The organism is Paenibacillus alginolyticus DSM 5050 = NBRC 15375 (genome assembly GCF_000422905.1).
Classification (GTDB): Bacteria; Bacillota; Bacilli; order Paenibacillales; family NBRC-103111; genus Paenibacillus_E; species Paenibacillus_E alginolyticus.
Genome location: NZ_AUGY01000017.1, coordinates 64,920 through 86,124, shown reverse-complemented (window position 1 = coordinate 86,124; position 21,205 = coordinate 64,920). Strand labels below are relative to the sequence as shown.

Genomic DNA, 21,205 nt, shown 5'->3' with positions numbered 1-21,205 from the left:
GCACTTCTACAAATTTCCCGGGAAATATTGGGTTTAATGTCGAAAGCAAAGGAAGCCATAATAAGAACGGATTGTAATGGAGCGACTGTTTGCGATGAAGAAGAGGATTTCTTAGCAAAAAGGGGTGAGCATGAAATGGGAAGCATGATTCGGACTACCGGTGTACTTGTAACGATCTTTTTTAGTGGTTCAAGTTTAATTGGATGCTCGACACCAGAATTACCTATAGGGAAGGCACCGAAATCAGTATCCATTGAGACAGTGCCACTATCACCAACTGGAATAGGAAAGACATCCACAGCTTCCACCGAGACTTACGGAAACGACGAAATTGTTGAATCGCAGCATTTCTACACGGGACCTCCACATGTCCTTTCTTCTGGAAAAATTGCGTATCTCACCTTCGATGACGGTCCCTCTGAGAGTACGAGCAAGATTCTTCATATTTTAAAAAAATTCGGTGTCACCGCTACTTTCTTTGTTATTGGTGCGGATACGAGCGAGGGGCGAGCGCTTTATAAGCAAATTGTCGCTGAAGGCCATGCACTTGGGAATCATACATACACGCATGACTATAATCGTATTTATAAATCACCTGAGGCTTTCATGAAGGATGTGCGCAGGTTGGATCAGCTCTTGGAGGAAACGGTCGGTTATCGTCCAGATATTTTGCGGTTTCCGGGAGGTTCGAATAATCACTTGAGCTGGAAGCCTGGCGGCAGAGGCATTATGAGGAAAGTAGCTAGCGAGGTGAAAAAGGAGGGTTACCAGTATTTCGACTGGAACGTGAGTTCAACCGATGCGGCTGCTCCTGTGCAAGCCAGGGAAATGATTATCGATTCTGTGCTTAGCGCAAGCCGCGGCAAGAAGAGCATAATTGTCCTTATGCACGACAACACCTACAAAACGACAACCTTAGAAGCGCTGCCTATCGTGATCAAAAAGCTGCAAGCGGCCGGCTTTCATTTTGAAAAATTAAAGAAATCTTCCTTCACGTTTCAATTTTTGGAACCTTAACAGTTGCAGATGCCCCTTACTTTGACTACGATAAAGAGAGTCGAAAGAGAGAGGCTGGCGTTATCTATGCCTGATGTGTTACAGATTGGACCGTTTCAATTGCAAGGACAATTACTGGCGCTGCTGTTGGCGTGTGCTTTGGGACTATGGCTAATCCGGAGGGTCACGCAGCGTTTGCTGCAGATCACCCAAATCGTGATTGCCAAGCCTATTGAGGATCTTATTTTTAACAGTGCCATTATCGTTTTGTTGACCTGGAAACTAGGGGCCATTGTGACGCAGCCATCCCTATTATGGAACAATCCATTGAAGCTGCTAATGGTATCTGGCTCCGGCACGGAGATTGCCTTAGGTGTGCTTATTGCTTGTATCTATATGTACTACCAAATTCGTAAAAATCGAACGCCACTCTTCCTTGTACTGGATGTTATCGCAATTGGAATAGCGGCTGCTGTATTCCTATTCTGCGCACTGATTCCCGCATATGGACTGCCTACAACGGTACCTTGGGGCATTGGGGTCGATGGTACGGTATCTCGTTTTCATCCTTATCACGCTTATATTTCGCTGCTTCTTGTGCCACTGCTTATTTGGCAGCATGTTATAGAACCTCGCAAGAAGACGCTTGGGCAAGGCATACTGCTCAAATATTCGCTAATGTATGGGGGCGCGGCAGGAATGCTGGCCAGCTTCTTTACCACTGCTAAACCGACACTGCTGTACCTTAGCGTAGCGCAGCTGGTGTTTCTATTCATGCTCATCCTTGGAATGCTTCTCCCCGTTTTGACACATAATACTAGCAGAAAGGAGCTGAGTGCAATGAGTCAAAACGATTCGAAGACGCAAATCCAGCAAGAACAGCAAAACCAAGAGCGCGAGAAGGCCGCAACACCAGCTGGGAAAGAGGGCTTTGTTGATAAGAAACTGGACGGTCCCAACCGACCTTCCACATGACGCAAGACAAGAATAAGATGGCCAAATCCGCTCAGGAGCAGAGCAATCAGAACCAAAGCGATCTGGATCCGTTCGAGATTGAATTTCTCCCTCAGTTTGAGCAGGGGCGCGGTCCGCGAGAAGCTTTTGTGAATGAGCATGGCGTCGTTATTGGTGATCACGAGTATGAATCGGACAATTCCCCGCTAGAGCAGTGGACGGCTGAGACCGACCCTGAGGTCATGGCTGGAGATGAATGGGTTCATCCTTTTAAGGATGTTGGGTTCCAAAGTGCCGAGAATCGGGAATATTTTGAAAAAGGCATCTTACCGCAAAGCGGTATTTTCACGCATCCGGATAAGGATGTTTCCTATGAGCCTGGACAGGCTTCAAGCAAGAAGAAGGAAGATGAAGCGGAAGCGTAAAAGCTTTCGCTTTATTTCTATTTAGGACATTAGACTTTGCTTTCACGGCTATCGGATGTATAATATAAGTTGTAACGATTACGTTTTGAGAGTAACTAATAAATCCTAAGGGGTGGCACATATGGCAATGTCTTTTGATTCTTACATGAAAGATATGGTTAAACCGATGAGAGAAGATTTGACTCGTCTGGGTATTACTGAGCTTCTTACACCAGAGCAAGTAGAAGAAGCGATTGAAAAATCGAAGGATGGCACGATGCTGCTTGTCGTCAATTCCGTTTGTGGTTGCGCAGCCGGCCAATGCCGTCCAGGTGTAGCCAAAGCACTTCAAAACGATACACTGCCAACGTACACATACACGGTGTTCGCTGGACAAGAGAAGGATGCAACAGCGAAAGCGCGTGAATTCTTAGCGCCATACCCGCCATCATCCCCTTCCATCGCATTATTCAAGAATGGTGAACTTGCACACTTCATTCAACGTCACCAAATCGAAGACCGCTCCGCGGATATGATTGCTGGCGACTTAATTAGTGCCTTCAATGAATTCTGCAAATAATAAATAGCATTAATGATATTTGGAAAGGCCCGCCTTGCAGCAATTGCAAGTGGGTCTTTTTGTTTTTGGACCCATGTCCGTCGGATTGACCTTTGAAATTTCAAGATTGAAAGTCTATACTAAATCTTAAAGAACGAATGGTTTCATACTATAGAAAAGGTGGAGAGATGCATGAGTTTGCAAACGGAAATTATCGCGAAGCTCGGCGTTAAGCCGGAGATTGATGTGGATGAAGAAATCCGCAAACGTGTGGACTTTCTGAAAAACTATGTATTGGGTGCGAAGGCAAACGGCCTGCTGATTGCTATCAGCGGCGGTATCGACAGTGCAGTGGCTGCGGGATTATGCAAGAAAGCGACGGACGAGCTAACGGCTGAGAAGGGCAAAGAGTATAAAACCGTCGGCGTGTTTCAGCCTTACGGTCAGCAAGTGGATATCGAAGATAGCTACGCAGTGGCAAAAGCCTTCGATTTGAAATATCAAATCGAGAACAATATTGAAGAAGCCGTCGACGAAATCGCCATTGAAGTCGAGTATGGTCTCAAGCATATCGGCGTCCATCAGCATGTAAGCCGCGGCGGCAAAGGCAACATCAAAGCGCGGACACGCATGGTTATGCAGTATGCACTTGCATTCGAACTGGGCCTGATCGTTGTAGGGACAGACCATGCATCGGAAGCAATCACGGGCTTCTTCACCAAATATGGCGACGGTGCGGTAGACATTACGCCGCTGAGCACGCTGAACAAGCGTCAAGTGCGTTCACTTGCTTCGAAGCTTGGCGTACCGCAAAGCGTGCTGGATAAAGCTCCGACAGCCGGACTATGGGACGGCCAGACGGACGAGAATGAGCTGGGAATTACATACGGAGATAACAGTGACTACCTCGAGGGCAAGCAAATTGATCCCGCTGTGCAGGAGAAGCTGGAGAAGCAATATTTGAAAACGGAGCATAAGCGGATTCCGATTCCGGGTGTGTAGGGCTTCATATAAAACAACCCCCGACCAGATGAGGTCGGGGGTTGTTTTCGTGATCGATCCTATGGCATCGATTGGCCGCGGGAGCTTGTATAGAGGGTGTACCATTCTTCGCGAGTCAGGGATTCGGATATTCTCACAGCGTCTTTGCAAGCGACAATGCGTTCTGCAGAAGACGTACCGATAACCGGTTGAATGCGGGCAGGGTGCTTCATAAGCCATCCGAGCACGATGGATTCTGGTTTAGTTTCATATTTGTCGGCTAGTTGTTGTACGAGAGCCGTTGTTTGTCTCACGGTTTCAGGCGCATCATCGAGACTGCTGCCGGAGAACTTTCCATTGGCAAGAGGGCCCCAAGCCTGGATTTGAATGTCTAGCATTTGGCAATGCTCCATGATGCCGTCAGCGAAATTGGTGTCCAAGCCTGCCTTTTGGTTGACTGAAATGCCTTGATCCAACCAGTCTAAACGTGCCAGGCTCATTTCCAGTTGGTTCACAACGAGCGGTTCTGGCAATGAATTTTGAATGAAACGAATTTGTGCGGAAGACATGTTGGATACACCGAAATGACGCACTTTTCCAGCTGATCTCAATTGATTAAAAGCTTCAGAAATCTCTTCAGGTTCCATAAGCGGATCTGGACGATGCAGCAAGAGAATATCCAGATGTTCCACGCCAAGACGCTGCAGAATTCCATCAACCGAGCTTATGATATGGCTTTTGGAGAAGTCAAAGCGAGTTGGAAGTACGCCGTCACCAGGGCGAATGCCGCATTTGGATTGTAGAATGATTTGGTCGCGCAGATCGGGTCTTTTTTTGAGGATTTCTCCGAAAATAGACTCGGATTTGCCTTTTTTATAAATATCAGCATGATCGAACATCGTAATACCAATCGACAATGCAGCTTCTACAGCTTTTTCAGCGATGATGAAATCTTCCTTTGTATAAGGAGTCGTATTCCATTCCCCGCCAATTCCCATACATCCATAGACGACTCGGCTATTTGATATTCCACGTTTCTCAAGTGGCATGATTCTCATTATGTTTGGCCTCCCAGCTTTTAGTCTATACCCAGTATAACCCTAGTCGCGGCTCGGCATAAGAGCTGAAAATAGTGTAACTTACTTACCTTGAAGTAAGCGTTGGAGAATGAAGAGCAGGGGGGAGAACTGCTTGACCGACATCTCTCTTCAACATAGGCGCTTCCCCCATTCATGAGAATGAACAGGGATTGACTAGGGTCAAGTATGGACAGTCCCCTCTCCCCCTTGACCGCAAGCAAGGAATCATGTAAATTGTACGCACAACGTTGCAAGAAAAGTGGGGCTCAGGAGTCTATGATTATTGGGGTCGGAACGGATTTAGTTGAAATTGCACGGCTTCGCAAAATGTTAGAGGGTTCTACGGGCGAAAGGTTTCTTGAGCGTATTCTAACGCCTCAGGAGAGGGAATTGGCGCAGAGACGGCGTGGCCGTCTTGCTGAGTTTGCTTCAGGCCGTTTTGCGGCTAAGGAGGCCATTGTTAAGGCGATTGGCTGCGGCATTGGCAAGCAAATCGGTTTTCAAGACGTCGAGGTGCTGCCGGATGAACTTGGCAAACCGGTATGCCTTGTGAACGAGGCAGCGCTGCTGCGGGCAGGCTTAATAGGCAGCCACCGCATCCATATTAGCATTACACATACGGAATCGATGGCTGCCGCCTATGCTATCGTCGAGAAGCTCTAAGTCGGCGACTACTTCTTCGAATTGAGCCAGTCGGATAGAAGTGCGATTTCCTCTTCGGAAATCGTGGTTTTATAGACAGGCATGCCGCCTCCGCCATTCTTGATCTTATTGGCGATTTGCTCGCTGCTCAGTCTGCTGCCGACCTTTTGCAAATTCGTCTTCGGGCCGACTTTGCCAGCAAGATCTACACCGTGGCAGCTGATGCACTTGTTCGTTGTGAAGAGCTCCTGCGCTTTCACGAACGCAGGGTTGCTCTCGGCTGCCGCGGTTGCTGCCGGTGTCTTCGTGGCGGCGCTGCCGCCCGAAGTACCACCGCCGCACGCGGCGAGCGCCAGAACCATCGGCGCGATGACGAGCGCGTAGGTCAGATATTTATTCAGGCTTGCGCGAGTGCAAGCCTTTTTGTTTTGTTCCATAGCGAGCTTCCTCCTATGCTGGGGTTAATTCTTGCGCTTGTCTCACTATGCTACCAGTTGGCTAGCACCAAACTTTGGCAGAGGGAGATAGACTAGGCATGCGGTAGATTTCCAAAAAGATGCAAAAAGTGCATCTAATAATCATTTTTTTTCTGATCTGAAGAGTTATCATGCATTTTGTGCATCAAATTCCCACATTATAGCTGGAAATGGAGGCTATCCGCCATATTAGATGCACTTTTTGCACGTTCTCTTCTGAAACGGGAGGTGTAAGCCTGAATTTGATGCGCTTTTTACATCATTTCTGCTTTTATCTCATTCCAATTACCGTCCCCAAACACGCAGCATATACCCGCTTAGAATAAGGCTGATGCCGCCCATTCCTTCAAGCACAACACCGGAGTAACCTAAGTACCACACGCCCATCAGCGCAGACAAGGCGAACAGCCACAAGCCAAGGTAAACAAGAGGTCTGCCTAGCAGAAGTCCGACCTGTACGAAACCGATGGCGAGAATGAACGCTCGCAGCACGGGTGCGAAAAGCGGACTAACAGCGCCAATGGCTTCGAGCAGAGCAACGGCTGCAACGAGCATCGCTCCAGGCAGCACTAGTAGCGCTGGATGTCCCCAGCCACTGCGTTCACTTGACCTTGCTCCTGCCTGTGCAAGAGAGCCAGCTGATCTTTCCCGTGCGCCTTCACCTGATTCGGCCCTAAACTCCTTACGCAGGCTCCATATCTGAATCAAGCTTGCCACAACCGCTGTGATAAATGCCGCCTGCTTCAACCAATCCAAGTCGCGCCAATAGATCGCAACATCAACAAGCGCGCTGAATATCCATTCCGCACCCCAAATGAACAGAAGCGGGATTAATGCGTTAGCTTGACCGATCCATGCTTTTCTTTTATCCTCCATGTTCTGCCGCTTTTGATTCTCCAAGTTCTGCTGATTCGTATTTGCCAAATCCTTTTGTTTTGAGTTTTGCATACATTCACCTCTAGTTTTATGTTCCACACTTCTCGTATAATGGAAACATGTCCATTCATTCATTATAACTGGAACGTGTCCCATAGAGAAGGAGAGCTCATGTACAGCGAAGAACAGAAGGTTTATTTTTCCAAAAATCTATTGGATTGGTACCAAACCCATAAACGAGATTTACCATGGCGAAGAAGCAAAAACCCTTATTATATATGGATTTCCGAAGTCATGCTGCAGCAAACGCGGGTGGATACGGTGATTCCGTATTTCCATCGCTTCGTCGATCAATTTCCAACGGTTGAGGCATTGGCTACGGCGCCAGAGGAGAACGTGCTCAAAGCTTGGGAAGGGCTCGGATATTACTCGCGCGCAAGAAACCTACAATCAGCAGTAAGAGAAGTTCACGAGCGTTATGACGGTATCGTCCCCCAAAACAAAGAGGAGATTTCCTCGCTCAAAGGCGTCGGCCCCTACACATCAGGAGCGATCCTCAGCATCGCCTATAATAAACCTGAACCTGCCGTGGACGGCAATGTTATGCGAGTCCTGTCGCGCTATTTTCTAATCGAAGAAGATATTATGAAGCCCGCAACACGGACCAAAATGGAGAAGCTGGCACGCGAACTCATCTTAGAAGGTACGGCAAGTGACTTCAATCAAGCCTTGATGGAGCTTGGGGCTATGGTATGTACGCCTCGTTCACCGCACTGTTTGACATGCCCTGTTATGGCACATTGCTCCGCACGTGAAGCTGGTATGGAAGAGGCCCTGCCTATCAAAAAGAAAGCCAAACCTCCGCGCCCAGAACTGCGTGCAGTGGCTTTAATAGAAGGTACGGGTGAGAACGAAGGGAAATGGTTGATCAGGCAGCGTCCGCAAGAGGGGTTGCTCGCTCGTATGTGGGAGCTGCCGCATGTGGCCTGGAAGTCTGAGGGGTGGCATTCGGATGAGGATAATAGGAGCGAGCTCCGTCAAGCCCTTATGGATCAGGAGCAAATCGGTATTGAGCCTGACGAGTGGTTCATGGATACAGAACATATTTTCAGCCATATCGTTTGGAAAATGAAAGTATACCGCGCCAAGCTAAGCAACGCTAATCGCCCTAGTACTGGGGGAGAATGGATCCCTTTTCATTATCGCTGGGTAGGCCCGGACGAACTTGATCAATACGCTTTTCCGAACGTTTTTATACGGATTATGAGAGAGTGGCAGGAGAGAAACGAGGAGTAACTCTTCTGTTTTTCTCTTTTTATATAGACCTTTATCGAATTTCGCCCTTAATGGCATCCACGTTTCTTAATGTGATTAACTTTTTATCAATTTGTATGAATTCGTCATCGAGGAGCTCTTGCAACACCTTGGTTACGGACTCTCGCACAGTGCCAACCATATTAGCTAGCTGTTGATGTGTTAGTTTTACATTAATCAGAAGACCCTCCGGTGTAGGTACACCATGCTGCTCGGATAGACGGATAATGGTCTTTAAGATTCGAGAGCGAACCCCTAAGAACGTAAGGTCGTAGATTTGATCATTGGCCCGACGCAGTCGTCCCATCGTTGTTTCTAGCAGCTTTAAGCATAGCTTAGGGCTCTTCTCCATGAACTGAGCGAATACCGTACGTTTAAGGACATAAAGTGTGCAAGTTTCCAGCGTTTCGGCGGTTGCTGATCGAGTATGGCCACTGCCTATCAAGGACATTTCTCCGAAAAAATCCCCATCACGAAACAAAGCAAGAATAATTTCCTTGGCTTCATCCAAGCGATATATTTTCACGACACCTGATTTAATAAGAAATAATTCTTCACCTTCATCACCCTCGAGAAAAAGAATTCCGCCCTTTTTTGCTTTTTTTTCTGTGAATAAAGGGGCGATTGCCTGTAAATCTTCTTCTGAAAGCTCTTGAAATAAGGGGACATTTTGGAGTAAAGATACAATTGTTTTCACCAGGCATTCCTCTCATTTCGGCCAAATTAAGAGACCAGCTGTTCACCAATTTCTACAATCTTGAATTTATCTGTAATTCAGGGAATAAAGAAGCCTAGAGGAGATATCGCGACGTTGCCTACGGAACAGCTTGACCATGTCTATATCGTACAGCTTTCCGGTGTTTGCGTAAAGAACTTCCAGCGTGTGATGTCCGGAAAGGTCTATTGAATGAGGGATTCAAAAAGTATCATCCATAGCGGTATTTGAAAAAAGTCTGTTCTATTTATAAAACTTGCATTAATATGATAAGAACTAAAAAAAGATGGGGGTGCCAATATGTATGGAATAGTTAATTATGAGGTGTTTTTGCTTACAGGAATTCTCCTGAATCTTATTCCTGGTGCAGACACCATGTATGTGATGGGAAGAAGTATTTCCCAGGGGAGAAATGCGGGTATTTACTCGGTTTATGGAATTATAAGTGGTTCTTTAATCCATACCCTATTAGTTGCTTTTGGTCTATCGATCATACTTACGAAGTCACTTCTCCTATTCAATATCATAAAAATAGTTGGAGTCATCTATTTGGTTTATCTTGGAATCAAAATGTTGCTTGATAAAACAAATGTCAACTTTAGTGCTGCTTCCGAGTCTAATAAACAAAATATAAGCAAAATATACACACAAGGGCTTTTAACCAGTCTAACGAACCCAAAAGTTTCTTTATTTTTCATTGCCTTTCTCCCGCAATTTATTGATAAAAAGGCTTCAGGGCCTATCCCATTTATTATTCTGGGGCTTACGTTTACGTTCACTGGATTGCTATGGTGTCTCTTTATTGCCTATTTCTCTTCGTACATAACCAAAAAAGTAAGAGGAAGCGCGAAGATCGGCACGGTTTTAAACAAAATAACGGGCATTATCTTTATTGGAATGGGATTAAAGCTGCTTCAAACCAAGGCGCCTCAATAATCGTCACTTGTTGTATAGGGAATTTTGATTTTCTGAAAGCGCGGTTTTCGCGCTTATTTGTTGCTTGGCAGCCTCACGTTTACATAAACCATTGGATTTTATCCAATGTCTTTCCCATTCAGGCTTAACATTGACATCTACCATTGGATTATTTCCAATCGAACTGCCCCTGAAAGTTAATATTCATGGAAAATTTTAGATTCTGTTGGGTTTTCTCCAATGAAAGTCGGATAGCCAAAGGTTGATTAGGAGTTTTATTGGATTTACTCCAATGGAATTCAGATACCTCAGAGCTTGTGAGATCCAGTTTGCGCTACGAACTCAATAACTCATGAATGTTTTGCCACACTAATGCGAATAGTGTCCGTATTAAAAAAAAGCGACCCCGCGGGGTCGCTTTCGCTATGCACAGTTATTACTTCGCAGCGTCGTAACGTTTGCCAACTTCGTTCCAGTTCACAACGTTCCAGAAAGCCGCGATGTAGTCAGGGCGTTTGTTTTGGTAGTTCAGGTAGTAAGCATGCTCCCAAACGTCAAGACCAAGGACTGGCGTTTCGCCTTCCATGATCGGGCTGTCTTGGTTAGGCAAGCTGTATACTTTCAATTTGCCAGCTTTGTCAACAGCTAGGAAAGCCCAGCCAGAGCCAAAACGTGTTGTAGCTGCTGCAGCGAAGTCTGCTTTGAATTTGTCAAAGCCGCCAAGCTCGCTCTCGATAGCTGCTGCTAAAGCGCCAGTAGGTGCTCCGCCAGCTTCTGGTCCGATTGTTTCCCAGAACAGGGAGTGGTTTGCGTGTCCGCCACCATTGTTACGAACGGCTGTACGGATATCTTCAGGAAGGCTGTTCAGGTCAGCGATCAGGTCGTTTAAGGATTTGTCATGCAGAGCAGGGTGTTTGTCCAGAGCTGCATTCAGGTTGGTAACATAGGCGTTATGGTGACGATCGTGGTGAATTTCCATTGTTTTTGCATCGATGTGTGGCTCAAGTGCGTTGTTCGCGTACGGAAGAGCTGGTAATTGATGTGCCATTGTATAAATACCTCCTAAAATTATGTAGTTTCAACTTCATTATGAAGGAATTTCGATAATAAAGCAACATGTATGTTTACTAAGTCAGACACCTCGGCGCTCAATTTCTTGGATGATTTGACTGTGAATATGGGTTCCTTGTTCATTGAGCCAAGGAGATAAATCGCTCATGGCACTGTGATTGTACCGAAGTTCGATCTCCGTCCATTCGCTAGGTTTTATGGAGCTCAGTACCTGAAAATCACGTATTTTTCGTGGGTATGAATCACCGATCTCTTCATTGTTTGACATGAATTCACCTCCCGTTCTTTGCACATCCTTCTATAAAATCCGACGTTATCACGATTTTTATACATGAGGTAATATCTTTTAAACCAAATAAAAGTTAAATTTTGAAAAAATTTGGTGAAAACGCTTGCATTTAAGCGCTTTCAAGAGGAAATACGAAAAAAACAAAGTTTTTTGTGAATTTTAACACATTTTTAGCAGGATTCCGGACTTTTTTGTCGTATTTACTACTTTACCAGAAAATTGATCCTAACAATCTAATGTGGAATTGGGAGAGAACCGTATGCACGTTCGTTCATTTCAGCTTGGTGATACCTCTTCGGTGAAGACACTTCTGCAGGATGTTTTATCGGAAACCTGCTATGAGGAAACGATTGAAGCATTTGCACGTCAGCTATCATGGGATACAGAGCTTGTTTTAATCGCTCAAGAAGAAGAGGAAGTTGTAGGCCTGATTATCGGTACGATTGATAACAACAATGGCTACTACTATCGGATCGCAGTTGCAACAGAGTATCAACGTAAAGGTATCGGTAAAGCTTTGATCGAAGCAATGAAGCAAAGGTTCCTTCAACGGAACGTGAAGAAGATTATGGTGACGGTTGATGTCCACAATGAAATGGTGCTGCCTGTGTACGAGTCTGTTGGTTACAGCACATCGGACTTTTCCCGTACCGCACATCGTCTTAGCATTGTGAAGAAAGTCAGTGTTTAACTGATCGTTCGGATGTCCATGAAATGAATAGATTTGGAACGAGGGAAGCATATCTGTGCCGCCATTGCAATTGGGGGTCAGATATGCTTTTCTATATAATATGGGAACTTTTCGGCAGCAATGAATAGAGGAGCTTTGGACATGGATAACTTCGCGCCGTATGTGATAAAAAGCTTCAAACATGATGGACATCTTCACCGGATGTGGCTAACGAATTGGCGAGTACCGCAGCACATCCTGCATGCCGATCATCAGCAGCAAGAAATGATGGTGTTTATTAACAGTCAGACCAAGATCCAGGAAGCGGACGGCAAGGAATGGGTTAGCCGAATTCCAGGGGTATCTTTTTTTATTCCCAAAAAGTGGTTTAATATTGTTGCACTCATAGAAGAAACAGGTGTTAGATACTACTGCAATGTCGCATCTCCACTGTATGTGACACAGCAAGTACTGACTTATATTGACTACGACCTTGATGTTATTCGGATGCCGGATCGTTCCGTGCATATCGTAGATCAAGATGAATATGAACGCCATAAACTGAATTATCATTATTCTTCGCTTGTGGAGACGAAGGTGAAGGACGGTCTTGCAGCTTTGCTTGCGCTGGTGAACGCTGACAAGCCGCCGTTTCAAGATGATATGGTCATGTATTATTACGAGCAGTGGGAAAAGTATAAGAACGGAGGAGCATAAATGAGCTTCTTTGTAGGACGCAGTGAATCGAATAAAACAGCTTCTCAGCCTAAGAACTATCATGAGGCTAAAAGCCTAACCCATGAGCTATGGGATTGGACGAAATCCATTCTTGTAGCTCTTCTTGTCGTTATTCTCGTACACCAATTCGGATTCAATCTTTCCACGGTACGAGGTCACTCGATGCAGCCGACCTTGCAAGAGGGGGAGTGGTTGTTCGTGAACAAAGCAATTACATACCTGAAGGCGCCAAAACGCGGAGAGATTGTCATTCTCAAAGAGTCTGAGGAGTTTGTCACGGTGCAGCATCCTTTCTTGGTTAAAAGGATTGTCGCGATTGCCGGCGACGAGGTGCAGGGCCGAGCCGGATATTTGTATATCAACGGCGACAAGATGGAGGAGCCGTATACGGACTCGCTCATCGAGGACGGAGACTTTGGACCGACACGCGTCGGGCAAGGCCACGTCTTCGTGATGGGCGATAACCGCCATGCGGCGGCAAGTGGCGACAGCCGCAGGTTCGGGGCTGTCCCGATCGGCCAGATCCAAGGACGGGCCGAGTATGTGCTGTGGCCATTCGCGATGGCCGCAAAGCTTTAAACTTAATTGACGCGAAAGAAGAGAGAGGTGAGAGGGTTGGCGGTTTCCATAGCAGCAGGAACAGATGCGGATTGGCGCAGGCTACAACAAGAGATCGTGGAAGCCGCGCCGTCCCTCGGTATTGATAAAATCGGCTTCACATCAGCGGAGCCGTTCACAGAACTGAAAGAGATCCTTCTCCGCCATAGGGAGAAGGGGTTTGAATCCGGCTTCGAGGAGCCGGATATCGAGAAGCGGGTACATCCAAGCTTAAGCTTCGACGCGCCGCAGTCGATCATTTCCATCGCTGTTGCGTACCCGTCGAAACTGCCGAACCCTCCCCGATCCGAGCCTGGGGCGTATCGGGGGATTATTTCGCGCTCCTCGTGGGGGAGCGACTACCACGACGTGCTTCGCGATCGGCTCGCGAAGCTGGAGGCTTTCATCACGCAGCGCGTGCCTGACGCGAGACTGCAAAGCATGGTCGACACAGGCGCACTCGTCGACCGCGCCGTAGCCGAGCGGGCAGGGATCGGCTGGACCGGCAAAAACTGCGCCGTCATCACCCCCGAGTGGGGATCGTGGGTTTATTTGGGCGAAATGATCACGAATATACCGTTTACATCCGATACATCTATTATGGATCAGTGCGGGGACTGCACGATTTGTATCGATGCTTGTCCCACGGGAGCGCTGGTGGGACCAGGACAGCTGAACTCAAGCCGCTGCATTTCCTTCATCACGCAGACCAAAGGCTATGTCGATGACGAGTTTAAGCTCAAAATCGGCAACCGTCTCTATGGCTGCGATACCTGCCAGATCGTCTGCCCGAAGAACAAGGGGATGAACTGGACGCATCATCCAGAGCTCGAGCCTGACCCCGAGAAGGTCAAGCCTTTATTAATCCCCTTGCTGACGATGTCGAACAAGGATTTCAAAGAACAGTACGGGCGCATTGCAGCGTCCTGGAGGGGCAAGAAGCCGATCCAGCGCAATGCCATTATCGCGCTCGGGAATTTCAAGGACAAGACAGCTGTGCCTGTCCTAAGAGAGCTGCTGCTGGCCGATCCGCGCCCTGAGATCAGGGCTACGGCTGCGTGGGCACTAGGGCGGATTGGCGGCGAAGATGCAGCTGCCGCTCTTGATAAAGCCCGAGCAGCCGAGCAGGAACCCGCAGTTATGCTGGATATCGAGAAGGCGCTCGACATAATTAGCCATTTTACAGCTGATATGGGGGAGAAAGAGCAGATATGACACAGAAACAGACACAAGCTGCGACCGTCCTTTCCTATGCGGAGGTTGCCTCTCCAATAGGTCCGCTTGTTCTTATATCGACCTTACAGGGACTCTGCAAGGTCGATTTCGGCACCTATGAACAGAACCGAGAGAATCTTCAGCAATGGGCTGACCGCTGGTTTGGCAGGCATGAGCTGCAAGAGAATGCCTCCCAGCTCGAACCGATTGTGCAGCAGTTGGAGCAGTATTTTAGAAGAGAACGTGTAAGCTTTGAGGGTGAACTGGATTTGCATGGAACTGATTTCCAGAAACAAGTATGGACAGCACTGCTTTCTATTCCATATGGAGAGACAGCTTCCTATAAACATATTGCAGAAGCCATAGGCTCACCGAAAGCCGTCAGAGCGGTTGGTGGAGCTAACAATAAAAACCCAATTCCCGTCATTATCCCTTGTCATCGCATCATTGGAGCTAGCGGCGACCTTGTTGGCTATGGCGGAGGTCTTCCCATTAAAGTGCGCTTGCTCGATTTGGAACGAGGCCTGAATACGGTAATAACTAATAAATAAAACGTGGAGTGAATCCTATGAAATATGTGCATTTGGATTCCGTTGAGCCGGGTCAAATTTTGGGCCGAACGATATTTGCCAGCAATGGAGCAATTTTGCTTTCAGAAGATGTGCATTTAACGGTGTTTATGATTAACACGCTTAACCGAATCGGAGTCACAATGATTTATATCAAAGACCCGAACCTAGAGGATGTAGAAATCCCTGAAATCCTTTCGGATGAAACCAAACGTATCGTTATGCAGCAAATGGGCCAAACGTTCGCGGCTATCCAGTCTGGTAAGGAATTTAACTCGCGTGCTATGAGTATTTCGATTAATACACTGCTCGATGAGATCATGAAAAATCGTGATGTACTCGTGCAGTTGACGGATATTCGTACGCAAGATAACGAGATGTATGTCCATGCAACGAATGTCTGTATGATGGCCGTGCTCATTGGGATCAATATGGGGTTCAATGGAACCCAATTGAAGGAGCTCGCTATTGGTGCGCTTCTGCATGATGTGGGTAAGGTGGAGCTTGTTTGCGATGATGAATCGCCCGACATGAAGAGGCATCATACTTGGCGCGGCTTCGAGCTACTGAAGAACAAGCGTGAATTCAGCCTGCTCATCGCCCATGTAGCCTTCCAGCATCATGAAATGCTTAACGGCCAAGGGGTTCCGAGAGGACTTATGAGTGAAGAGATTCATATTTATGCGAAAATTACGGCCGTCGCGAATATGTACGATAATCTGCTCTTTGATGTCTCCTTAGGGCGCCGCATGCTGCCGCATGAGGCTTGCGAGCATATGATGGCGTTAGCGGAGACCAAGCTTGATCGCGATGTCTTGATCCAGTTTCTGAAAATCGTCTCGATCTATCCGACGGGAGCTTCCGTTCGTTTGTCCAATCGGGAGACGGGCGTCGTGGTCGGGCAGCATAGAGGATTGCCAAGCCGTCCGATTGTGCGAATCGTGAAGCAAAATGGGATGGATAAAGAACTGGATATCAAAGAAATGGATCTAGCCAAGCATACGACCATTTTCATCGAACAAGTTCTGTAATTAGGGTTAGTCATTTGTAAAAAGATGAGCAGAAATGATATGATAGGGCAAGCAATTGATACCAATTTGTATATGCAGGGGGCATAAATGATGTGGAGTTATCTGATTCCAATTCTCACGTTAATTGTTGGCTTGGTAGGTGGGTTCTTTATCGGCGTATTCTATTTAAAAAGACAGCTGGAATCCATGCAGAACAATCCGGAAATGCTGCAAAAAATGGCCAAACAAATGGGCTACAACATGAATAAGCAGCAGCTAAACAAAGCACAACAAATGATGAAAAACCAAAAGTGGAAATAATACGTAGGGTTCGAATAACCCTTCAAAAAGGGCTTTGCTGTTTAACCGTACGAACGGTGGCAGCACGAGCCCTTCCTACTATATAATTATAGGGATCTAATATAGGGATCTTTGAGTGTAGCTCAAAGTCTTTCCTAATGTGAGTGTAGCTCAAAGTAGGACATACCAGTACTATTCAGAGGTGGCTCAAGCGATGGCTAGCAACAAAGACCGCATCATGGAAGCAGCCATGGATTTATTTCACGATCATGGTTTTCAAGGAACGGGTCTGGAAGATATATTGACGATCAGCGGAGTATGCAAGAGCAATTTTTATTACCATTTTAAAAGTAAAGAAGAGTTAGGTTTGAAAGTTATTGAGCGCAAGGTGCAGGAGATGCGGCATTCAGTGATGGAGCCTAGCTTGGGTAATGCGCAATTATCGCCGAAGCAGCGGGTGCTGGCATTGTTTGAATACATGCTTGCGTTTTGTGAGGAGCATGAATGCCGCAGAGGCTGCTTCTTCGGTAATCTGGCCTTGGAGCTGAGTGATAGTTCTGAGGAGCTGCGTAAGCCGTTAAGCCGCTTTTTCAGTGAGCTTACGGCTGAGGTGGAATCCTGTTTGCAGGAAGGTAAGAGACAAGGCGAGCTGCTGCTGCAGGGGTTAACCCCAGTGGAGCTGGCGACTCCGATCGTATCCCTTCTACAGGGTGGTGTGCTGCTTACCAAAACGCACAAAGACAGCAGAGCGCTGCGCGACAGTATCAAGGTTTTGACCGTTTGTATAGGGTAGAGGATAAGAAAGAGGAGTGATAGAAAGATGGCGTCCATTGACTACAAAAATACAAGAGTTGCTGAGAATCGGGAGCTGATTGAACAGCATGTCCGCGAGATTTTACGGCTGATTGGCGAAGATGTAGATCGGGAAGGTTTGTTAGATACACCTGCTCGCGTAACCCGTATGTATGAAGAAATATTTTCGGGCTATGAGGCGAATCCGCGCGATGTGATGGGTGTAACTTTTGATGAACAGCACGAAGAGCTGGTGATTATTAAGGATATTATCTATTACAGTCAATGCGAGCATCATATGGCACCCTTTTTTGGGAAAGTGCATGTAGGGTACTTACCTAGCGGAAAAGTGGCTGGACTTAGCAAATTTGCTCGTCTGGTTGATGTGGTCACTCGTAAGCTGCAGGTGCAGGAGCGGATTACTTCAGAAATCGCCGACATTCTCGATGATGTGCTGAAGCCGCACGGCGTCATGGTAGTCGTAGAGGGAGAACACATGTGTATGTGCTCCAGAGGCGTGAAGAAATACGGAAGTCAAACGATTACCTCAGCCGTTCGCGGTTCATTCCGCACGGACTCTACACTTCGTACCGAATTTCTGTCTTTGTTAAAATAAGTAGATATACAAGGGATGTGCATGGAGACAATAGTCTTGTGCAGCATCCCTTTTTTTGTTCAGGAAGAGCGTCATGACTTGTTGCGAGGTAGACGATATAGTATTATTTTACCACATAAGAAAGTTTGAGATTCTCGGACCTCGAGAGAGGTTATCTGACATAATACAAGATCCCCAAGGGACTATTGTACATGCAGTAGCATAAACTGATAGGAAAGCAAGATGAGGTAAACGGAGGGGCTTATTGAACTTGAAAAAAAAGATTAAGAGCGATACCGGGCGTCCGGCAAGAGCACTAGAGGAGGCAAGCTTATGAACAACATACGTAAATATCGGCCAGGTGAGGCCGGTTCCTCTAAATTGAGTGAAGAACGGGATGAATTTGAGCGTGATTATGCGAGGTTAATCCAATCTCCGACCTTTCGTCGGCTGCAGGGCAAATCGCAGGTGTTTGGCGCAGGATCAGGTGATTACTATCGAACACGTCTGACCCATTCGCTCGAAGTTGCCCAAATCGCCAGAGAAGTGGCGAAGCGTTTAGAACGGACGAACCCTTTTTTGAGTAAAAGAGAGCATCCTGGCTTGATCATTGATCCTACCGTCGTCGAGTGTGCATCGATCGCTCACGACTTCGGTCACCCGCCTTTTGGGCATAAAGGGGAAGAGGTTCTGAATCATATTCTGATGAGGGATCATGGCTTGAAATATGAAGGCAATGCCCAAAATTTCCGTATCCTGATGTTTCTCGAAAAAAGAGCAGGAAGTGAAAGCGGTCTGGACCTTACAGCCGCGGTGCTTCTTGGCATTAATAAGTATCCATTTTTAATCGAGGAAGAAGGCCGGCTTAAGGGTGTCTACGCTTCGGAATGGGAGATCATTCAAGATCTGCGCTCGCAATGGAATATGCCGGAGGGCTGTTCGACGTTGGAAGCACAAATGATGGATTTATGCGACGATATCGCGTACTCTACCCATGATATTGAAGATGGTATCCGTGCAGGCAAAATTCAAATGAACGCAACCTTTTTTGAGGATCAAAGACTGATTCGCCATGTGGTCATGGAAATATTGAATGATCCCAACAAGCACAAATTCGGCTGGGAGCAAGTCAATATCGAGCAAATGGTCAGGCAAGTTCTGTCGGACTACCTGGAGCAGTGGGAGCAAATTTTCGCAGAGTGCAACGGGGAAGAGTCGCGTACGCGCAGAGAGATGAAAGCCCGCTGGGTGAGCTCTTTCGCGAGTAGTCTGGACATTATAGATGACCCTGACCGAGGCTGGAAAAAGGTTGCGCTTGTGAAAGACGGAGCTGAGGATATGAATCTGCTGCGCACGATGGAAATTCTCAAGAAGCTTGCGTGGGTCACGCTGATCAAGGACTTCCGCGTGCTGCGCCTGCAAAAACGCAGCGAGATCATCGTCGAGCGCCTGTGGGACAGCTTCATCGACAAGGACAAGGGGCAGTGGATCATGCCTCCCGACTGGATAGATAGCTACGAACGCCGTAATGCCACTTGGAGCTGGCCGCGTTTCGTCGCGGATTACATTTCCGGTATGACTGACGCCTACGCGGAGAAAGTCTACGCCGAATTGTTCGCTAGCAAATCCGGCTCGATTTATGAGATGGATTAGTTGGGTGTTAAGATCCAGACCCCAAGCGGCTGATTGGACCAGCATAATACCGTCTGTGAAAAGCAGCAAAGTGTTGCTGAGAAGTCCGAAAAGGACTTCTTGGAGGCAAAAGGATAGCTTGTTTGACCACAAATTAATGCTGAGAGAGCCGAAATGGACTTCTATCGCCCGAAAAGTAGCAAAGTGTTGCTGAGAAGTCCGAAAAGGACTTCTCAGAGCCGGAAGGATGCTTGTTGAACACAAATGAATGCTGAGAGCGCCGAAATGGACTTCTCATCGCCGGAAAAGTAGCAAAGTGTTGCTGAGAAGTCCGAAAAGGACTTCTTGGAGGCAAAAGGATAGCTTGTTTGACCACAAATTAATGCTGAGAGAGCCGAAATGGACTTCTATCGCCCGAAAAGTAGCAAAGTGTTGCTGAGAAGTCCGAAAAGGACTTCTTGGAGGCAAAAGGATGCTTGTTGACCACAAATGAATGCTGAGAGAGCCGAAAAGGACTTCTCATCGCCCGAAAAGTAGCAAAGTGTTGCTGAGAAGTCCGAAAAGGACTTCTTGGAGGCAAAAGGATGCTTGTTGACCACAAAAGAATGCTGAGAGAGCCGAAAAGGACTTCTCATCGCTAGAAAAGTAGCAATGTGGGGCTGAGAAGTCCGAAAAGGACTTCTTGGAGCCAGGAGTCCAGAAACACGCTAGTATAGGCAAAAAAATATCGACCCGCGAGGGGCCGATTTTATAGGGAGGAGGGAATACCTAGGTTAACTTGCATAGGAGTAGTTGAGATACTGTTAAGGAAATTCATCGTTCGGCGCATATACGTTTTGGGCTCTGCTCGGTACAGCAGCTCATGCTGCGCATTTGGGATAATCCAGAGCTTGGATTCGGAGTCCTTTTGCTGCTTGAACATATCTTCTACCATGCCATAGGGTGCTTTGTAATCTTCCGTACCATGGATGAAGAAAATCGGCATCGGATAAGCTGTTGAGGTTACTTTGTTGTAAGGGACTTCTTGCAAGCTAACCCCATTGAGCAAAGGGAAGAATAAGCGTACAAGCGGTAGAGATGGGAATTTCGGCACGTTAACGACTTGCTTCATATTATGATAGAGTGTGTCTGGATTGAGCAAAAAAGTGCTGTCCAGAATCATCCCCGAAATATCGTTGCCACTTTGAAGAGCAGTCTGTAGTGCTGTTCCTGCTCCCATAGAGAAGCCCCAGATATAGATAGGACCGCTGGAAATCTGCTTGATATAATGGATGGCGCCAAGCAGTTCTTGCGATTCCTGGATGCCGCCAGTCATGATTCGCTTACTGTTAGGGTGCACATAGCCATAATCGAACATGAGTACATTGTAGCTTTGCAAATGAAGTTCGCGGGCTAAGCTGTAAATGGGAACCCAAAGTTCTTCGCGATTGCCGCCGTAACCATGGGAGAAGATAACCGTTTTATCGGAATTACCAGGTATGAACCAACCGTCTAGGTTTGATGTGCCATTCAGACTAGGGAAAGTCACATTGTTGTAAGAAAGACCCACGGCCTTCATCGGATCCGAATGAAGCGGGTCAATATGCGGCCGAGCCAGTGTCCAAGCAATATAGGCGTGAAAACCAAGAAGTAAAGAAGTGCATAGGATTAGAAATGAAATGAGGATGGTGAAAACCAGCCTTTTTTTGCGCAAAAGCGGTCGGGTGACCACTTGCTCTAGTGTGGGTTGTAGTGAACCAGTTCCAGGGGTTAGAGATGTTGTTGACATCGTAGTACCCTCCCTCAAATAAAATAGTGTGATTATGCTTATGCGGGT

Annotated in this window: 25 protein-coding genes; 18 read left to right on the top strand and 7 right to left on the bottom strand. The window is 46.9% G+C overall.

The window, feature by feature from the left end; all coding sequences use genetic code 11:
* The first annotated feature begins 135 nt into the window (after window positions 1-135).
* The 5 genes from G519_RS47335 to nadE all read left to right on the top strand — a co-directional run bounded on the left by G519_RS47335 (window position 136) and on the right by nadE (window position 3,915).
* Window positions 136-1,017: a polysaccharide deacetylase family protein gene (locus G519_RS47335; RefSeq protein WP_161632915.1), complete on the top strand. Its 882-nt coding sequence runs from the start codon at window positions 136-138 to the stop codon at window positions 1,015-1,017.
* Between the two features lie 66 nt (window positions 1,018-1,083).
* Entirely contained in the window at window positions 1,084-1,971 is an 888-nt protein-coding gene (locus tag G519_RS0109705) for a prolipoprotein diacylglyceryl transferase family protein (protein WP_029194514.1), read from the top strand.
* The gene (locus G519_RS0109700; RefSeq protein WP_029194513.1) at window positions 1,968-2,375 is read left to right on the top strand and encodes a DUF3905 domain-containing protein; all 408 of its coding nucleotides are present in this window, start codon (window positions 1,968-1,970) and stop codon (window positions 2,373-2,375) included. The genes G519_RS0109705 and G519_RS0109700 overlap by 4 nt, the downstream gene beginning before the upstream one ends.
* A 121-nt stretch (window positions 2,376-2,496) precedes the next feature.
* Entirely contained in the window at window positions 2,497-2,934 is a 438-nt protein-coding gene (locus G519_RS0109695; protein ID WP_029194512.1) for a BrxA/BrxB family bacilliredoxin, read from the top strand.
* 171 nt (window positions 2,935-3,105) lie between these two features.
* Window positions 3,106-3,915 (top strand): ammonia-dependent NAD(+) synthetase, encoded by an 810-nt coding sequence (gene nadE, locus G519_RS0109690; RefSeq protein ID WP_029194511.1) that lies wholly within the window; start codon window positions 3,106-3,108, stop codon window positions 3,913-3,915.
* 59 nt (window positions 3,916-3,974) lie between these two features.
* Here the strand turns inward: nadE and G519_RS0109685 are convergent, their stop codons facing one another.
* The gene (locus tag G519_RS0109685; protein WP_029194510.1) at window positions 3,975-4,952 is read right to left on the bottom strand and encodes an aldo/keto reductase; all 978 of its coding nucleotides are present in this window, start codon (window positions 4,950-4,952) and stop codon (window positions 3,975-3,977) included.
* A gap of 297 nt (window positions 4,953-5,249) precedes the next feature.
* On the opposite strand from G519_RS0109685, the gene acpS reads away from it, so the two are divergent.
* Window positions 5,250-5,636, top strand: a complete 387-nt coding sequence (gene acpS, locus G519_RS0109680) for a holo-ACP synthase (protein ID WP_029194509.1) — start codon at window positions 5,250-5,252, stop codon at window positions 5,634-5,636.
* An 8-nt stretch (window positions 5,637-5,644) separates the two neighbouring features.
* Here the strand turns inward: acpS and G519_RS0109675 are convergent, their stop codons facing one another.
* Both G519_RS0109675 and G519_RS42430 read right to left on the bottom strand, forming a co-directional pair.
* Window positions 5,645-6,052 (bottom strand): c-type cytochrome, encoded by a 408-nt coding sequence (locus G519_RS0109675; RefSeq protein WP_051253288.1) that lies wholly within the window; start codon window positions 6,050-6,052, stop codon window positions 5,645-5,647.
* A gap of 324 nt (window positions 6,053-6,376) precedes the next feature.
* On the bottom strand, window positions 6,377-7,039 hold the full coding sequence (locus G519_RS42430) for a hypothetical protein (protein WP_051253287.1): 663 nt from the start codon (window positions 7,037-7,039) through the stop codon (window positions 6,377-6,379).
* 99 nt (window positions 7,040-7,138) lie between these two features.
* Between G519_RS42430 and mutY the strand changes: the two genes are divergently transcribed.
* Window positions 7,139-8,263, top strand: coding sequence for an A/G-specific adenine glycosylase (gene mutY, locus G519_RS0109665; RefSeq protein ID WP_029194507.1), 1,125 nt, complete (start codon window positions 7,139-7,141; stop codon window positions 8,261-8,263).
* A gap of 31 nt (window positions 8,264-8,294) precedes the next feature.
* On the opposite strand, the gene G519_RS0109660 is transcribed toward mutY, so the two are convergent.
* The gene (locus G519_RS0109660) at window positions 8,295-8,978 is read right to left on the bottom strand and encodes a Crp/Fnr family transcriptional regulator (RefSeq protein ID WP_036632518.1); all 684 of its coding nucleotides are present in this window, start codon (window positions 8,976-8,978) and stop codon (window positions 8,295-8,297) included.
* Between the two features lie 318 nt (window positions 8,979-9,296).
* Here G519_RS0109660 and G519_RS0109655 point away from each other — a divergent pair, with 318 nt between their 5' ends.
* The gene (locus tag G519_RS0109655) at window positions 9,297-9,932 is read left to right on the top strand and encodes a LysE family translocator (RefSeq protein ID WP_029194505.1); all 636 of its coding nucleotides are present in this window, start codon (window positions 9,297-9,299) and stop codon (window positions 9,930-9,932) included.
* A 415-nt stretch (window positions 9,933-10,347) separates the two neighbouring features.
* Here G519_RS0109655 and G519_RS0109645 read toward each other — a convergent pair whose 3' ends face one another.
* Together G519_RS0109645 and G519_RS42425 are read right to left on the bottom strand one after the other, a co-directional pair.
* A complete protein-coding gene (locus G519_RS0109645) occupies window positions 10,348-10,959 on the bottom strand; it encodes a superoxide dismutase (RefSeq protein ID WP_029194504.1) in 612 nt (203 codons plus the stop codon).
* Between the two features lie 84 nt (window positions 10,960-11,043).
* Window positions 11,044-11,250 carry a hypothetical protein gene (locus G519_RS42425; protein ID WP_036632516.1) on the bottom strand — a complete coding sequence of 69 codons (207 nt, stop codon included), beginning with the start codon at window positions 11,248-11,250 and terminating at the stop codon, window positions 11,044-11,046.
* Window positions 11,251-11,530: 280 nt separating this feature from the next.
* Here G519_RS42425 and G519_RS0109635 point away from each other — a divergent pair, with 280 nt between their 5' ends.
* From G519_RS0109635 to G519_RS0109590, 10 genes are all read left to right on the top strand, one after another.
* Entirely contained in the window at window positions 11,531-11,962 is a 432-nt protein-coding gene (locus G519_RS0109635; RefSeq protein ID WP_029194503.1) for a GNAT family N-acetyltransferase, read from the top strand.
* Window positions 11,963-12,103: 141 nt separating this feature from the next.
* The gene (locus G519_RS0109630) at window positions 12,104-12,658 is read left to right on the top strand and encodes a DUF402 domain-containing protein (RefSeq protein WP_029194502.1); all 555 of its coding nucleotides are present in this window, start codon (window positions 12,104-12,106) and stop codon (window positions 12,656-12,658) included.
* On the top strand, window positions 12,659-13,258 hold the full coding sequence (lepB, locus tag G519_RS0109625) for a signal peptidase I (protein ID WP_029194501.1): 600 nt from the start codon (window positions 12,659-12,661) through the stop codon (window positions 13,256-13,258).
* Between the two features lie 36 nt (window positions 13,259-13,294).
* Window positions 13,295-14,491 (top strand): tRNA epoxyqueuosine(34) reductase QueG, encoded by a 1,197-nt coding sequence (gene queG / locus G519_RS0109620; protein ID WP_051253286.1) that lies wholly within the window; start codon window positions 13,295-13,297, stop codon window positions 14,489-14,491.
* A complete protein-coding gene (locus tag G519_RS0109615; RefSeq protein ID WP_029194499.1) occupies window positions 14,488-15,042 on the top strand; it encodes a methylated-DNA--[protein]-cysteine S-methyltransferase in 555 nt (184 codons plus the stop codon). The genes queG and G519_RS0109615 overlap by 4 nt, the downstream gene beginning before the upstream one ends.
* Window positions 15,043-15,059: 17 nt before the next feature.
* The gene (locus tag G519_RS0109610; RefSeq protein WP_029194498.1) at window positions 15,060-16,091 is read left to right on the top strand and encodes an HD-GYP domain-containing protein; all 1,032 of its coding nucleotides are present in this window, start codon (window positions 15,060-15,062) and stop codon (window positions 16,089-16,091) included.
* 87 nt (window positions 16,092-16,178) lie between these two features.
* The gene (locus G519_RS0109605; protein WP_029194497.1) at window positions 16,179-16,391 is read left to right on the top strand and encodes a YneF family protein; all 213 of its coding nucleotides are present in this window, start codon (window positions 16,179-16,181) and stop codon (window positions 16,389-16,391) included.
* A 193-nt stretch (window positions 16,392-16,584) separates the two neighbouring features.
* Window positions 16,585-17,163, top strand: a complete 579-nt coding sequence (locus G519_RS0109600; RefSeq protein ID WP_029194496.1) for a TetR/AcrR family transcriptional regulator — start codon at window positions 16,585-16,587, stop codon at window positions 17,161-17,163.
* A gap of 27 nt (window positions 17,164-17,190) precedes the next feature.
* Window positions 17,191-17,778 (top strand): GTP cyclohydrolase I FolE, encoded by a 588-nt coding sequence (gene folE, locus G519_RS0109595; protein ID WP_029194495.1) that lies wholly within the window; start codon window positions 17,191-17,193, stop codon window positions 17,776-17,778.
* A 312-nt stretch (window positions 17,779-18,090) separates the two neighbouring features.
* On the top strand, window positions 18,091-19,410 hold the full coding sequence (locus G519_RS0109590) for a deoxyguanosinetriphosphate triphosphohydrolase family protein (protein WP_036632511.1): 1,320 nt from the start codon (window positions 18,091-18,093) through the stop codon (window positions 19,408-19,410).
* A gap of 727 nt (window positions 19,411-20,137) precedes the next feature.
* On the opposite strand, the gene G519_RS42420 is transcribed toward G519_RS0109590, so the two are convergent.
* Window positions 20,138-21,157: an alpha/beta hydrolase gene (locus G519_RS42420; protein WP_051253285.1), complete on the bottom strand. Its 1,020-nt coding sequence runs from the start codon at window positions 21,155-21,157 to the stop codon at window positions 20,138-20,140.
* Between the last annotated feature and the right edge of the window lie 48 nt (window positions 21,158-21,205).

Excerpts from the sequence above, each read along its gene's own strand:
- G519_RS0109700 (WP_029194513.1), top strand. The coding sequence starts at position 1,968 with ATGACGCAAGACAAGAATAAGATGGCCAAATCCGCTCAGGAGCAGAGC.
- G519_RS0109630 (WP_029194502.1), top strand. The coding sequence starts at position 12,104 with ATGGATAACTTCGCGCCGTATGTGATAAAAAGCTTCAAACATGATGGA.
- G519_RS0109705 (WP_029194514.1), top strand. The coding sequence starts at position 1,084 with ATGCCTGATGTGTTACAGATTGGACCGTTTCAATTGCAAGGACAATTA.
- G519_RS0109590 (WP_036632511.1), top strand. The coding sequence starts at position 18,091 with ATGAACAACATACGTAAATATCGGCCAGGTGAGGCCGGTTCCTCTAAA.
- G519_RS42420 (WP_051253285.1), bottom strand. The coding sequence starts at position 21,157 with ATGTCAACAACATCTCTAACCCCTGGAACTGGTTCACTACAACCCACA.
- nadE (WP_029194511.1), top strand. The coding sequence starts at position 3,106 with ATGAGTTTGCAAACGGAAATTATCGCGAAGCTCGGCGTTAAGCCGGAG.
- G519_RS0109695 (WP_029194512.1), top strand. The coding sequence starts at position 2,497 with ATGGCAATGTCTTTTGATTCTTACATGAAAGATATGGTTAAACCGATG.
- folE (WP_029194495.1), top strand. The coding sequence starts at position 17,191 with ATGGCGTCCATTGACTACAAAAATACAAGAGTTGCTGAGAATCGGGAG.
- lepB (WP_029194501.1), top strand. The coding sequence starts at position 12,659 with ATGAGCTTCTTTGTAGGACGCAGTGAATCGAATAAAACAGCTTCTCAG.
- G519_RS47335 (WP_161632915.1), top strand. The coding sequence starts at position 136 with ATGGGAAGCATGATTCGGACTACCGGTGTACTTGTAACGATCTTTTTT.
- acpS (WP_029194509.1), top strand. The coding sequence starts at position 5,250 with ATGATTATTGGGGTCGGAACGGATTTAGTTGAAATTGCACGGCTTCGC.
- G519_RS0109675 (WP_051253288.1), bottom strand. The coding sequence starts at position 6,052 with ATGGAACAAAACAAAAAGGCTTGCACTCGCGCAAGCCTGAATAAATAT.
- G519_RS0109605 (WP_029194497.1), top strand. The coding sequence starts at position 16,179 with ATGATGTGGAGTTATCTGATTCCAATTCTCACGTTAATTGTTGGCTTG.
- G519_RS0109635 (WP_029194503.1), top strand. The coding sequence starts at position 11,531 with ATGCACGTTCGTTCATTTCAGCTTGGTGATACCTCTTCGGTGAAGACA.
- G519_RS0109645 (WP_029194504.1), bottom strand. The coding sequence starts at position 10,959 with ATGGCACATCAATTACCAGCTCTTCCGTACGCGAACAACGCACTTGAG.
- G519_RS0109615 (WP_029194499.1), top strand. The coding sequence starts at position 14,488 with ATGACACAGAAACAGACACAAGCTGCGACCGTCCTTTCCTATGCGGAG.
- G519_RS0109610 (WP_029194498.1), top strand. The coding sequence starts at position 15,060 with ATGAAATATGTGCATTTGGATTCCGTTGAGCCGGGTCAAATTTTGGGC.
- G519_RS42430 (WP_051253287.1), bottom strand. The coding sequence starts at position 7,039 with ATGCAAAACTCAAAACAAAAGGATTTGGCAAATACGAATCAGCAGAAC.
- G519_RS0109685 (WP_029194510.1), bottom strand. The coding sequence starts at position 4,952 with ATGAGAATCATGCCACTTGAGAAACGTGGAATATCAAATAGCCGAGTC.
- G519_RS0109655 (WP_029194505.1), top strand. The coding sequence starts at position 9,297 with ATGTATGGAATAGTTAATTATGAGGTGTTTTTGCTTACAGGAATTCTC.
- mutY (WP_029194507.1), top strand. The coding sequence starts at position 7,139 with ATGTACAGCGAAGAACAGAAGGTTTATTTTTCCAAAAATCTATTGGAT.
- G519_RS42425 (WP_036632516.1), bottom strand. The coding sequence starts at position 11,250 with ATGTCAAACAATGAAGAGATCGGTGATTCATACCCACGAAAAATACGT.
- G519_RS0109600 (WP_029194496.1), top strand. The coding sequence starts at position 16,585 with ATGGCTAGCAACAAAGACCGCATCATGGAAGCAGCCATGGATTTATTT.